Here is a 13299-nt window from a genome sequence, read left to right as displayed (position 1 = left end):
CCCTACTACCAAATCAATCGTTGGTAGTGTAGCTGTGATCGTAGCATCCATATCACTCACACTGATACCCGTTAGGTCTACATTACCCGTATTGGTCACTTCAAACACATAGTCGATTCGATCTCCAGCATTGATAATCCCATTACTATCTACATCTACATAGGTATCTGTCTTGGTGATATCCAATAACGGTTGACGTAAATCGGTCACCGTAGCATCGTCTGGATTTCCATCGTTATCATCATCTGTAGCATCTGAAGGGTCATCTGGGTCATCAGATAAACTGGAAATTGTATTTCCATTAGGATCCTCTGCGCTAACCGTAGCTGTATTACTAAAACTACCTGCCGTAATATCCCCAGCTTGTATAGTATAACTTCCTGTAAATGTTGAATTATCACTAGTGGTTGCAGCCAATGTTGCTATAGGTCCTCCTGCTACTGTAACAGTAGGATCACTTACATTTATATTTGTTAAAGTAGCTGTACCATTATTAGTTATAACAAATACATAATTGATTGTATCTCCAACATCAATAATACCATTGGTATTTGTATCTACATAGGTGTCTACTTTTGTAATTTCAAGGTCATTCACAACAGGATCCCTCCAATCGGGTTCTCCTCCTGGACTATCGGTATCCGGGAATGGATTCCCGGCAGTTTGTCCTCCATTTGTTACCCCACCAGCATCAGTTGTACTCGTTCCATCTACATCAAAATTATCATCCAATCCATCTCCATCTGAATCATTATTTGCCAGAATTGTATCTGCTACTCCATCATCATTCGTGTCATACCCTTCAATCGTATCATTCTCTCCATCATCATCTGAATCTAAGTCTATGTAATCAGCTCCATCACCTAAACCATCAGTATTTGTAGGTACAATAGGAGTCCCAGCTATGCCACAGGTGCCAAAGGAGCAATCTACATCATATCGATCATCAATACCATCATTGTCGGTATCATTACCAAAAGGAGGAAGATAAGCTGCTGTTGCCTGTGCTTCAATATTATCAACAATTCCATCATCATCTGCATCAATATCTAAAAAGTTAGCATTTCCGGTACCGTCTGTATTTGTTAAAGGAAGAGGTGCTCCGGCTATCGTATCATCGAGGCCATCATTATTTCCATCACTAAAACCATCAATTATCCCATCGAAATCTGTATCTACCCCTCCTGCTTCAATAATATCTGTAATCCCATCGTTATCGGAATCTAAATCAAAATGATTAGGAACTCCATCACCATCGAAATCAAATACAGGATCTAAGGTATCGCAAATGCCATTGGCATCCGCATCTGTACAATCCGGAGCTGTTAAGCTTCCATTATCAGTAAAATCCTGATAATTTGGAATACCATCTGCATCTGTATCTGCAGAAGGATCAACACCCAAACTATTTTCGGCCGTATCTGGGATACCATCGTTATCATCGTCAAGGTCTAAATTGTCTCCTACGGTATCACCATCGTTATTATCAAAAGTTAAGTCACAGGCATCAGAAATACCATCATTATCAGCATCGGGACCTCCTACTTGTTGGTAATCTGCAATAGTATCGGTATCTGCATCTACTGGAGTTGTATACCCATCGATACCAGAGGTTACTACACCATTACCATCAACCGTTAATCCTATGCCAAATGTTCCTGATCCCAGAAGTCCATTATCATCCCCATCTGTAAAGCCTGCTTCGATAACGTCATCACAACCATCACCATCACTATCTAATACCAAATAATCTGCATCGCCTGAACTATCAGAGTTGGTTGGGGTAGAAATTCCAGTTCCTCCATTGGCCGAATCTGGAATCCCATTATCATTGGTAGCATCTCCATCAAAATCGTCTGCTCTACCATCGTTGTCGCCATCTGTGCCTCCGGTTTCTATTACGTCATAAATACCATCATTATCACTATCTAAGTCATAATGATTAGGAACTCCATCCTGATCGTTATCAAACACAGGGTCCAATGTATCACAAATACCATTAAGATCACCATCCAGGCACACAGGTGCTGTGGCAGTACCATTATTATCAAAATCCTGATAGTTCGGAATTCCATCCATATCGGCATCTGCAGAAGGATCAACTCCTAAACTATTCTCTGCAGTATCTAAAATCCCATCATTATCATCATCAAAATCAACTGCATCTCCAACACCATCCATATCTGTATCTACAGCACTGAAAATTACTGTAATGGCAGACATTGCTGTTGTACAATTGGTTAGTGTATATTGAAATATATATGTCCCTCCTGCAAGTCCTGAGCTATCCAAGGTACCTAAACCTTGATCAAAGTTCGCTCCCGGATCATCCCCACCTGTATCTAAACTCCAGGTTCCTCCAGTCTCTGGGGTGCCTAATAATTCACTAAATAAATTTATTACCCCAGATGCACCATTGGCATTAACTGTATTATTAATTCCCGTATTTGGAGCAGCTTGTACAGAAACGGTAACCGATGTTACTGCATTAATTGTACAAGGTGCTGTAGCATTTACGGTATAATCAAAAACATATACTCCACCTGTAGTTGGATCATAGGTTCCTGCACCTGCATTAAAATCTCCTCCAGGAGCATCAGGAGAAGTAACCGAAACACTCCATATTCCACCCATATCTGCATCAGTAATCAAAGTGTTAAGGTCTACTAAAGCATCACCTGCACAGGCAAACTCATCTGTTCCTGTACCAGAATTTGGTGAATCGGTAACGGTAATTTGTACTACATCTTCACCCGAACAAGTGGATCCATTATCCGCTCGCAGTCTAAACCATGTAGTTTCGTTTACTACAACAGCAGGTGTTAGTGTAGCGTTTTCAAAAGGAGCGCTAAATGGCCCTGTTGGACCTACTGTACTATAAGACCATTCATATCCTCCTGATGAATCTGTACCTATACCATCTTGAATACCTATTTCTTCTATGGCCGAAGTAGATCCCGAAAAAGGTACTTCATAAATCGATGCAGTAAGAGGGTCACAAGAATTATCATTGATTTGAGCTTCTGCAGTTCCGTTTGGAATAGTACCACTATCAAAAATCTGTGTGGTTCCAGCACCATCGTCAAAAGTGATAATTATCTGGTCAATTTCTCCTGTATCAGCTGGCTCACAATCATATACCTGAACTTTCCAACCACCTTGTCTGGCATCATAACCTGCTAATGCAGACATATCTATTGCCGTTGGTCCTGAAGCGGGGGCAAAAAAAGTACAAGTAAAAGCATTACTATTAGACGGGTCTGTATAGTATGAATTATATGTACCTGAAAGAGAAACATTTGCACAAGCATTATTTCTATTAAATTCACAAATATCAAAATTTGGTAGTGTAGTAACGGCTGCAGGATCATTTGTAAACACAAGACCTACTGCATTTGCCGAAGCATTACAAGCAACTCCAGGTTCATTAAGTCCCAGGGGTATCGTTACTGCTCCATCTGGTGATACCAAATAATATGCTACATCTGATATATATGTATGTGTAATATTAAACTCTACGGAGATAATTGTCGAAGCCGTAATAACAAAAGGCCTTGGTACTGGATTATAATATGTATAGTCCGAATTATTTGCAGCCACACCACTCAATATAACTGTATCTCCTATACATGCGGTTGCATTTGTTCCTGCATCTGTATCTATTGTATTATTCCAAACCCAAGCACGTCCTTCTTCTATTGTACCTCCATCATTTCGTACTACCAAGTACCCACCATCATCTAACCCTGTTTGAATACGGGTAGAACCGATTGCAAAATCGTCATAAGAATTTGTAAGAGGATTAAAAATGTACCAATCATAAGTCGTTCCTGCCCCACCTGCTGGGCATTCCAGTTCTCCAGACGAAGGTCCTCCATCAAAAATGTGTATGGGATCATCAGAATTTGCAGAAAACGTGGGATCACTATAATTTGTTGTCAAAGTTCCACAATTAGAAGATGTCACCGGAGCGGTAATTGATAACTCACTTCCGTCCAAATTCAAAACCACAACAGTAGTCGTCTCATCACTACAAGGAGTTGTTCCCGTAACTGTATAATTAAATCTAGAAGGACCTAAAGGTAGAGCAGCAATAGTTACAGTATTACCTACAAGACTACCTGTAGCATCTACATCAACCCATGTCCCTCCCGTGTCTTCTGAACCATCCAATCCAGTAAACAAATCAACCGTCGAACCTGTTGTAAATACAATTAACGGTCCAGCTGTACTTCCCGAGCTTGACGCATTTGATAGTGAAACTGTTGTTGTTGCCGTAGCAGAAGTATTGCCAAAAGGGTCTGTAACCGTAACTTCTACGATCCTTGGAGTTGCTATTTCTGGTATAGCTGCAGAATTTTTATATACTAAATCATCTAATGTATTTCTTAATGTGTTTACATCTGAACTCACATTGGTAATAGTGAGTGATGTGGTTCCATTTCCTGAAACCGTAATTCCATCAAATGTACCTGCTATACTTAATTCCTCCTGACCCACATCTTGAGGGTTTACAAGAGTTACTGTCATAAAATCTAGGCCATGCGGAGCATTAAATTCTGATGTTGCTCCTGTATTAGAATTATCTAATATCTCGTAACTTTTTGCGCATCCGGTTACATTGATATCTATACCTCCCGCCCCAGTTATATTTGTATCATCCAAACGTATGTACGGTACTGGAGCCAAATCCAAAGTAAAGGGTTCGCCAGAGGCTGCTTCTGCAGGATCAGTTACATAGTATTCTACGGTTAAGGTAGTAATAGCAATATTACTTTGGACCGTCCAATAGGTTCCTGCTGCAGTAATTGAAGCATTTGAACCAATATGAATTTCTGATGTATTATTATTGTTTATAAAATGACCTGTTTGTGCTCCTGTTAAACTCCCTGTAAAAACTACTCCAGCATCGGGACTAGATACTTTAATGTTTTCAGTTCGAACCAAATCACTATGTTCCTGAGAACTCAAAATAACATGAACGGGTTCACTAAACACATAGGTATACGTATTACCTGAAACTCCAACCGTAGCCCTGGTATTGTTAAAACTATTTGCAAGTATCAAACTTGGTGGCACGGCATTTTCTACACCTCCAACTGTGGCTGATGGTGACCTGGTAATATCTACGTTTACAAAGGTTACACCATCCCCAATAGCCGATAAACTGCTTGTTGGATAATTATTCTCTGGAAGTACCCCCGAAAGACCTCCCCATGTAGTAACTACCTGAGCATGGTTTTTTGATGATATTATTATTAAAATAGATAATACTGCTAATATCTTTATATTATTCAAAGTGGAATGAGTAAAAAATTTCATAAGCTATTTATGATAATTGGGTTTTGTAAATCATTTGAGGAGAATCCGTAGGAATCGTATTCATTACTATAAAGAGTAACCTGAATCCGATTTTTCCAAAAAGTACCAGTACTATAAATTTTAGCCATCTGAGAGCATACCGCCACTATTTCTTCCTGGTAACTAGGAATTATATTTGGAAGGAAAATAATAGAAATAGAATTCAGGTTACCTATATATTTTTTATAGGAAAATGGGACGACATTGTTGTCCTTATATTTAGAATGTATACTTGTGTTTTTATAGCTATCTAGGTGTTTAAAGCTAGAAACATAAGATCCAATAAAAAATTGGAAGATGCTACTTAATATCAGTCGACAACCAACCCGAGAGGTAATTGCCATGTAAATCAAAAGCAGAGAAACACCAAGTTTAATATCGGATCGCGCAAGTGTATTTTTTGATATATCTTTTGGAATAAAAGAACATAACCGCATAATGATGATTTTCATATATATTAATCGTTATTCAAATCCAGTTTTTGCCGGCTCGCCAAAGTTTGCAATCACTAGAGTGTTTGTATAATGCAGCATCCCGAATTTAATTCAAGAAGCTCATACTTGTTTGTTTTTATTCTACGTCATAATTAATGTATTATGTATCATGTTCAACTTATGATAATAATGTATAATAAAAGATCCCAAAGTATATTTACATACTCTGGTAAGAAAACTTACATAAGGTTTTAAGAAAAAAATTAAGACACCATCAATCATAAGTGTAACTCATAAATTTAAGTTCAATCTTAATCATTAACAGTATAGGGCATATACCATAATGATACACTATGACGATAAAGTTTATTAGTATGTCCTACTTAAAACTACACCCATTTATATGGACAAAGGGGTAAGTATATAATGTATAGAAGCGTAATTTTTTATATAAGCGATACTCTTTTAACCTAATATTTACTTTTAGTTTTTTTTAACATTATAAATGTAAATATAATCTTTGGATCCTAAATACGTTCTTTTATCAAAATTTTTACGGTATAACCGTAAAAATAAATAAGGATGACAATCGCCATCCTTATTATATATCTCAATATTTGGTTCTGTACTATATAAACCCTCTTCTACGTGCTTCTTCTAGCAATTTTTGATCATCTGCTTTAGCTATAGAAAACATTTCTTTAATCTGATTCTTTCTTTTTTCTATGGCACTTAATGATAAGCTCACGTAATTAGGAAGGTTTTTGGTTTTAACACCGCGAGATAAGTGATATAGTATTTTAAGGTTTTTCTCATCTAGCGAGAATTTGTTGGTCATCATTTTTCTGAAATGATCGTTTACCGTAGCACTATAATAGGCTTTACCTTTTACTATATTGTTAAAAGCCAAAAGCAACTCGCTAGAGGTAAGATCGCTCTTTATCAAGAACCCGGCAGGGTTGATATTTTTAAGAATGTTGTGAATTCTATGATCTTCTCGATGCATTGTTAATATAATAATCTTTGCCTTAGGTAGCAGTTCTTTGGCATGCTTTGCCAAATCCTCTCCAGACGTGATCGTTCCGTCTGATGATGGCGGGAGTTTAATATCCACAAATAGCATATCATAGGGGGTAGATTCTGATGCTTTTACGATTTTTTCGTAAGCATCATCACAATTGGATGCAATGTCGATTTTGATCTGGTACTCTTTTTGGTTTTCACCTAGTAAGGTATTCTTATACCCCTCGATAATCATAGGATGATCATCAATCATAAGAACTTTTAGCTTTTTCTTCATTTTTTAATTCGTAGTTTTTAGTTCTCAAAAACAGGACTATCATTTATCTAACTTCGATCCTAGCAAAATATTATGACAAATACTGTACTTATAAAACTATTTTAAACATTTTTTTTAAACCGGCACGCTTACAGATACTTGAGTACCCGCGTCTTTATTACTTAAAAACTGTACCACACCACTCATCTGACTAACCCTTGATGTAATATTTTTTAGACCAATTCCTTTTTTAACCTTTGTGCTGTTAAACCCGATTCCATCATCCAAGATAGTAAGATTTATTTTATCTTCGATATAATCAAAATTAATTTTTATACTTTTTGCACTAGCGTGTTTAAAAATATTTTGCAGAGATTCTTGTAAAATCCTGAATAGATTTACCTTTTTCTCGTCATCGATATGCTCCCAATCGATTTCTTCGTCATTATTAAACTCAAATCTTATATTATTTATCTCACACAAATCACTAATCAGATTTTCTACCGCATCGATATAGGCCACGTCACTTGGCAGGGTTTCAGAACTTAGGTCGTGCGAGATTAATCGTATTTCTTTTTCGATATCTTTTAACTCGTCGATGTATTTGTTTCTGGCCTCGGTAAAACCATCGTTGGCTCGCTGGTTGATCCCATCGAGACTTAATCGCACTCCAAACAAACGGCCCAATACTCCATCGTGCAGCTCCTCGGACATGCGTTGCTGTTCTAATTTACGACCTTCTTCCAGCTTAATTTGTTGGTTAAGTAGTAATCGATAAATCTCCTGGTTGGCTTCTTGCTGGGTTTGTGCAAACAATAACTCTTTATTGCTTTGTTGCTGCCTAAAAATGATATAGCCCAATAAAAACAATGCAGTTAACCCCAGTATGGCGATGATCAAAATTTCATTTTCACGGCTTATTTGTAGATTTTGCTCGGCGATTTCGTCGGTTTCGAATCGTATGCGTGCGAATTTGTCGCGGTTAAGTCTTTCTTGATTCTGTAAACTATCATTTAACCTTATATAGTGATTAGCGTAAGCCAAACCTTTCTCTTCTGATGAAACTTCTTTAAGTAACAATAGGGATTTAAGAAGATCTTTTTTAGAATCTACAGATTCTGCAATCTCCTTAGCTTTTATGGCATAACCATTTGCAACGCTATCAACATTAAGAGAATTATAATATTCCGCTATATGTAAATTACATGTTATCAAACCGCTTTTATCACTTAAACTATCTCTAATTTGTAAAGATTTTTTAAAAGAATCTATTACTCCTTCCGAGTCTCCTGATAAAAATCTAGCATAAGCTATATTATCTAATAAACGCGCATAAAATTTAGGATACTTCTCAGCTATTCCTACATAATTTAAAGCGTCTTCATAATATCCTATAGCTTCTTTATATCTTCCCTGATCCTTAAAAACAACACCTATATTATTTAGTGTATTCAGTTCAATAAATTTACCATTGTCTATTTTCCTAGCATAGTCCAAAGCATTCTGATAGTTTTTAATCGCCTCATCGTATCTTCCAACGTCTGTAGAAAGTACTCCAAGATAAGTATAGCAATAATATATATAAAGATTGTTTTTTGATTCTTTAAACTTTTCAATAGCATTAATCATACTTGCTTCGCTCCCAACATAATCTTTAAAACTTCTTTGTATTACACCCTTATTAAATAAAGGAATACCATGATCTTCAGGAAATTTTTGACTAAACTTATTGAAAGCTTTTTCGGCATTAACATAGTAATAAAATGCACTATCTTTAACATTACTAACTTCATAATATGCCCCAATATTGCTGAGAGATTTAGCTATTCCAAATGAATCTCTAATTCTTCTAGAAAGGTTTAGTGCTTTTTGATTTACGTTTTTGTATTGATCATACTCCTTTAAACCATAATAAAGGTAAGCTATTTCAGATTGTTTAACTCTTCTTTCTGCATCCTCGGGTAATTTTGCAGACCAGAACAATGCATTACTCAAAGCGGAAATCTTATCTTCTTTGGAAATTGACTTATCTTTAGCTTTATCGATATAACTATCCAACATTTTTTTAACGTCAGTTCCTTCTTCCGAATCATTATTCAAATTGGTACAAGAAAGAATCATGAATAAAAAAAGTAGTAGTAGATATTTAAAAGGACAATATTTCATTAAACTAAGATAAGAATAGATTCTAAAAATTGATTACATAAAATTATAAAAAAAGCCTTATTAATTCGTAATAAGGCTTTTATATTATATCTGTTAGTTTTTATCAACCACCAGCTCCAGCGTTACCATTATTTAATGGACCATCGGGAAGCTCCTGCTCATTACCGAAGATCTCCATATCTTCTAATGCAACTTCTTCATTGACTGAATCAGCCTCACATGCCATAAAAAGAGTAGTTAAGAATAATATCGCGAATAAAGTTTTTATAGTTTTCATAATAATATATTTTACTGTTTGAATTAGTTGCTATTGACGAATTTTAAATTGTACCTGGATTTTCATTCCCTATAGGTCCCTCGGGTAATTGTTGTTCATCACTAAATGTCTCTAAATTATCTATTCCAATTTCTTCATTTACTGAATCCGCTTCACAAGCGATAAACATTGTACTTACTACTACTACTGCAAATAAAGTCTTAATCGTTTTCATAACTCTCTTAGTTTTTTTGTTAATTCAAAGACTATAAAATGTCTTTGTGGGGTAAATTAATTTATTAGTTTATACTTATTTTGGGGATCGTAGCGCTTTACGATTTTGTAGGAAAAAAAGTTAAATTTTTGTTGCTGTTTTTCCTTTTGTACACTACAAATGTAGGCCTAATCCTCGCGCGCGCCCAACATATTAAGGTGTGTTTAGTGAATTGACCTCATTTAAGGGTAAATGAACGGATTATGAGGGTAGATGAACCGATTTTAATTTTTAGATTTTTCTTGTAGGAATTTGCGCACCCAAAATACCTACATATATAGCCCCACCCTTTTAATAAAAAAAACCGATAGATGAAGTCATCTACCGGTTACTTTATACTTATTTTTATAGTATTCTAGATCTGAATCAAGCTTTTTTGGGCAAGATGATCTTTTAATTCTTCCACCTTATTCTTATATGATTTTGAAAACGGAATCATATCATTGGTGTTCTTGATGGCACATTTTGCTTTACCGAAATGAATCCTTGAGATATAATGTGTATTAATGATATAGCTGTTGTGAATTCTTACAAAATGATCTGGTAGCAGATCCTGGAAATGTTTTAATGATTTAAAAGCCTCTACTTTATTACCATTACTCATTATGAAATCGGTAGTATTATTATCTGCTTTAAGATACAGCACTTCATCTACATCTATAAAGCGATAATCTCCATACGATTTAAAGCATAATGTAGTATCTTCTACTTCATCAAAATCTTTTTCAAACCGCATTAACGTCCTCAATATCTGCCCTCTACCCAAAGGTTTTAATATGTAATCCAATATCCTATTACGTATCCCTTCGATGGCATATTCAGTAGTTTTTGTAATCACAATAAACTCGGGTAACCGGGTCATATATTTTGCCAACTCAACCATTAACGAATACTGCGTTGTGGCGCAATTTGTTCCCGGGACCTCGGGCTCTAAAAATACTAATCGGGGCTTTCTCTCTAAAATTAAATCTAATGCCGTTTGCTCGTCTTTTGCAATTCCAGTACATATATAATCAGTCTGCTCTTCTAAAGCAATCTGGATAGAATCTGCAATCTTTTGGTCATTATCAATAATTACATAGGGATATTTCATAGGGTAAGGATTAATAAATTAGTGTTGGTTGCTAAACATTATAAAATTCTATTTACAAGATAGGATTTTTACTTGTTTTTTTTAATACGGTAAAACCGTAATATAACTACGGAACACCTTTAGAATCAATTTGTTACAAAATGTTTTTCGTCGTTATTTTAGCACACTTTGTCGATAAATTGGATTAAGCATTTCAAAACGCAAAAAGATCCATTTAAGTATGCGTTTTCATAAAAAATTGAATACTAATACTATAATATGCCAAAAACGGCCGCAAAAATATAAACTGCACATAAAAAATAGCTAGTAAAATGCTAAAATCTTGACGGTCACAGCGCAAAAACTCAACAATTTTGAATAGCTTTATTAAAAATTTTGAGTTAATCGCCACCGTATGGAAAAAGTAGTAGTGCTTACAGGAGCAGGAATTAGTGCCGAAAGCGGTATCAATACCTTTAGGGATGCCAATGGTTTATGGGAAGGTCATGATATTATGGAAGTAGCTTCTCCTATAGGATGGGATAATAACCCAGAGCTTGTACTGGATTTTTATAACAAAAGACGTCAGCAGTTACTTACAGTGGCTCCCAATAAGGGACATGAAGCTCTCGTAACGTTGGAAGAACAATTCGATGTTACCATTATTACTCAAAATGTTGATGATTTGCATGAAAGAGCTGGCAGTCGCAACATTATTCATCTGCATGGTGAACTATTAAAAGTACGTAGTCAATTTGATGAAAACCTGGTGCTGGATTGGAAAAAAGATCTTAATCTGGGAGATTTATGCGAACACAAATCTCAACTTAGGCCTCATATTGTTTGGTTTGGCGAAATGGTTCCTATGATGGATACTGCGATTACAATTACCGAACAGGCCGATATTCTTATTATTGTCGGCACATCTATGCAGGTATATCCTGCGGCCGGATTGTTACAATATACCAAACCACAGATTCCGGTTTATTTTGTTGATCCGAACCCGGCAATTGCTCCATCAAGACATTTAACGATCTTATCTGAAAAAGCTACTGTTGGTGTCCCGAAAGTTGTCGAGCAATTAATAAACAGCTGATACTCGCTGTTTTTGCAAGCTATCTACCACCGTCGAATCGGGATTTTGCACGTTTATAGAGTCTACTGGCGGATTCTTTGCTTTTTCGCGAAGTTCTTTTACCCAACCAATAAGGGTTTTTGCGTCGCTCCCAGAAAGTTCACCATGAATCCAGGTATATGGTTTTAAAGGCATTTTTTTGTATTCAATTTCGCCAATAAGCTCTTCGAGCTTGTGATCTTTTTCCGTATCGGTATAAGATTCCCACGCAGATATATTAAAATGTTTTTTACCGTCTTCAATTTGATACGCCATATAATGAGTAACCGGACTTACTTCCATAAACCAAGGATAGCGTGTGGTATTACTATGACAATCATAACAGTTGTTTTGCAGGATGGTCTTCACCTCTTCGGGCATAGCCGTTGCTTCTTCAAAACTGGCAATAGTATCATAACTGCCCCGATTCTTCTCGGGCCTTAAAAACTGTGTTACTATTAACACCAAAAGTAACACTATAAAAATGTTTTTAATTTTCGTAAGCATTGTGTGAGTTATTTAGTAGGATAACATCCAAAAATGATAATTCCCTGTTACTGAAGAAATAACGTTTTTAACAAGTAATTATTATTAATTTCATTTTTTACATATATCCATACTTCTATATTCTTTACTTTTGAACGTGTTTTTATAAATATGCTATGATATCCCTGGAAGAAGTCTTGACTACCATAAATGCGACTCGCGAAAGAAGAAGTTATTTTGCGAATTTGGTTCTTGAAAACCCCGAGACAATTCCAGAACTTTTAACACTATGCAATAGAATCGATGATGACATTTCATGTAAAGCATCTTGGGGGTTAGAATTTTTATGCAAGAAAAACCTTAAGGCTATCCTACCCTATTTGGACCAAGTGATAGCTATTGCTTCAAGAACTTATAAACATTCGGCCGTACGGCCAATGGCAAAAATATTCGAAATTCTGATTCTAGGATATTACAAACAGAAATCGCAGGAGATCATAAACGCTTTAACTCAAACCCATCGTGAGAAAATTACCGAGATTTGTTTTGACTGGCTCATTACCGATCAAAAGGTGGCCCCAAAGGCATATGCTATGACCACATTATATTTATTGGGTACCGAATTTGACTGGGTTCATCCTGAGCTCAAAATTACGCTAGAAAATAATTATGCCACTGGTAGTGCTGCGTATAAGGCCCGATCAAGAATGGTGCTAAAAAAGATTAGTTGATGGATTTCCACCCGCTTTGTCTTTTGAAAATCTTTTCCTAACAAGAGAAAGAAGCACAAATTATTTTTCAAATTCAAAAATCGTAACTCGTAACTCGTAAATCAAAACATAAACTTTATCTTTGCA

General features: G+C 35.9%; 10 protein-coding genes. 2 read left to right on the top strand and 8 right to left on the bottom strand.

Translation table 11 applies throughout. The annotated features are described in order from the left end of the window. The 7 genes from U6A24_RS10555 to U6A24_RS10525 form a co-directional block, all read right to left on the bottom strand. The coding region (locus U6A24_RS10555) for a beta strand repeat-containing protein (RefSeq protein WP_407654025.1) at positions 1-5322 on the bottom strand (5322 nt) is incomplete at its 3' end. Beyond that, positions 5319-5813: a hypothetical protein gene (locus tag U6A24_RS10550; RefSeq protein ID WP_324179934.1), complete on the bottom strand. Its 495-nt coding sequence runs from the start codon at positions 5811-5813 to the stop codon at positions 5319-5321. The genes U6A24_RS10550 and U6A24_RS10555, both read right to left, overlap by 4 nt. Positions 5814-6423: 610 nt before the next feature. Further along, positions 6424-7095, bottom strand: coding sequence for a response regulator (locus U6A24_RS10545; protein ID WP_324179933.1), 672 nt, complete (start codon positions 7093-7095; stop codon positions 6424-6426). Positions 7096-7209: 114 nt separating this feature from the next. Then, positions 7210-9195 carry a tetratricopeptide repeat-containing sensor histidine kinase gene (locus tag U6A24_RS10540; protein WP_324179932.1) on the bottom strand — a complete coding sequence of 662 codons (1986 nt, stop codon included), beginning with the start codon at positions 9193-9195 and terminating at the stop codon, positions 7210-7212. A 148-nt stretch (positions 9196-9343) separates the two neighbouring features. Further along, on the bottom strand, positions 9344-9466 hold the full coding sequence (locus U6A24_RS10535) for a hypothetical protein (protein WP_324179931.1): 123 nt from the start codon (positions 9464-9466) through the stop codon (positions 9344-9346). A 94-nt stretch (positions 9467-9560) separates the two neighbouring features. Continuing rightward, on the bottom strand, positions 9561-9731 hold the full coding sequence (locus U6A24_RS10530) for a hypothetical protein (RefSeq protein ID WP_324179930.1): 171 nt from the start codon (positions 9729-9731) through the stop codon (positions 9561-9563). A 394-nt stretch (positions 9732-10125) separates the two neighbouring features. Further along, positions 10126-10863, bottom strand: a complete 738-nt coding sequence (locus tag U6A24_RS10525; RefSeq protein WP_324179929.1) for a LytR/AlgR family response regulator transcription factor — start codon at positions 10861-10863, stop codon at positions 10126-10128. Positions 10864-11257: 394 nt separating this feature from the next. Here U6A24_RS10525 and U6A24_RS10520 point away from each other — a divergent pair, with 394 nt between their 5' ends. After that, on the top strand, positions 11258-11938 hold the full coding sequence (locus U6A24_RS10520; RefSeq protein ID WP_324179928.1) for an SIR2 family NAD-dependent protein deacylase: 681 nt from the start codon (positions 11258-11260) through the stop codon (positions 11936-11938). On the opposite strand, the gene U6A24_RS10515 is transcribed toward U6A24_RS10520, so the two are convergent. Next, complete coding sequence (locus U6A24_RS10515) at positions 11924-12463, bottom strand: heme-binding domain-containing protein (RefSeq protein WP_324179927.1); 540 nt, start codon at positions 12461-12463, stop codon at positions 11924-11926. The genes U6A24_RS10520 and U6A24_RS10515 overlap by 15 nt on opposite strands. A gap of 155 nt (positions 12464-12618) precedes the next feature. Between U6A24_RS10515 and U6A24_RS10510 the strand changes: the two genes are divergently transcribed. Then, the gene (locus tag U6A24_RS10510; protein WP_324179926.1) at positions 12619-13173 is read left to right on the top strand and encodes an adenylosuccinate lyase; all 555 of its coding nucleotides are present in this window, start codon (positions 12619-12621) and stop codon (positions 13171-13173) included. Positions 13174-13299 lie beyond the last annotated feature (126 nt).

The organism is Aquimarina gracilis (assembly GCF_035285365.1).
GTDB lineage: Bacteria > Bacteroidota > Bacteroidia > Flavobacteriales > Flavobacteriaceae > Aquimarina > Aquimarina gracilis.
The sequence above is the reverse complement of the archived record's forward strand: the minus strand, read 5'-3'. Positions and strand labels throughout refer to the sequence as shown.

What these genes read in the sequence shown, in the direction of transcription:
- U6A24_RS10550 (WP_324179934.1), bottom strand. Translation starts at nt 5,813, where the DNA reads ATGAAAATCATCATTATGCGGTTATGTTCTTTTATTCCAAAAGATATA.
- U6A24_RS10545 (WP_324179933.1), bottom strand. Translation starts at nt 7,095, where the DNA reads ATGAAGAAAAAGCTAAAAGTTCTTATGATTGATGATCATCCTATGATT.
- U6A24_RS10540 (WP_324179932.1), bottom strand. Translation starts at nt 9,195, where the DNA reads ATGATTCTTTCTTGTACCAATTTGAATAATGATTCGGAAGAAGGAACT.
- U6A24_RS10535 (WP_324179931.1), bottom strand. Translation starts at nt 9,466, where the DNA reads ATGGCATGTGAGGCTGATTCAGTCAATGAAGAAGTTGCATTAGAAGAT.
- U6A24_RS10530 (WP_324179930.1), bottom strand. Translation starts at nt 9,731, where the DNA reads ATGAAAACGATTAAGACTTTATTTGCAGTAGTAGTAGTAAGTACAATG.
- U6A24_RS10525 (WP_324179929.1), bottom strand. Translation starts at nt 10,863, where the DNA reads ATGAAATATCCCTATGTAATTATTGATAATGACCAAAAGATTGCAGAT.
- U6A24_RS10520 (WP_324179928.1), top strand. Translation starts at nt 11,258, where the DNA reads ATGGAAAAAGTAGTAGTGCTTACAGGAGCAGGAATTAGTGCCGAAAGC.
- U6A24_RS10515 (WP_324179927.1), bottom strand. Translation starts at nt 12,463, where the DNA reads ATGCTTACGAAAATTAAAAACATTTTTATAGTGTTACTTTTGGTGTTA.
- U6A24_RS10510 (WP_324179926.1), top strand. Translation starts at nt 12,619, where the DNA reads ATGATATCCCTGGAAGAAGTCTTGACTACCATAAATGCGACTCGCGAA.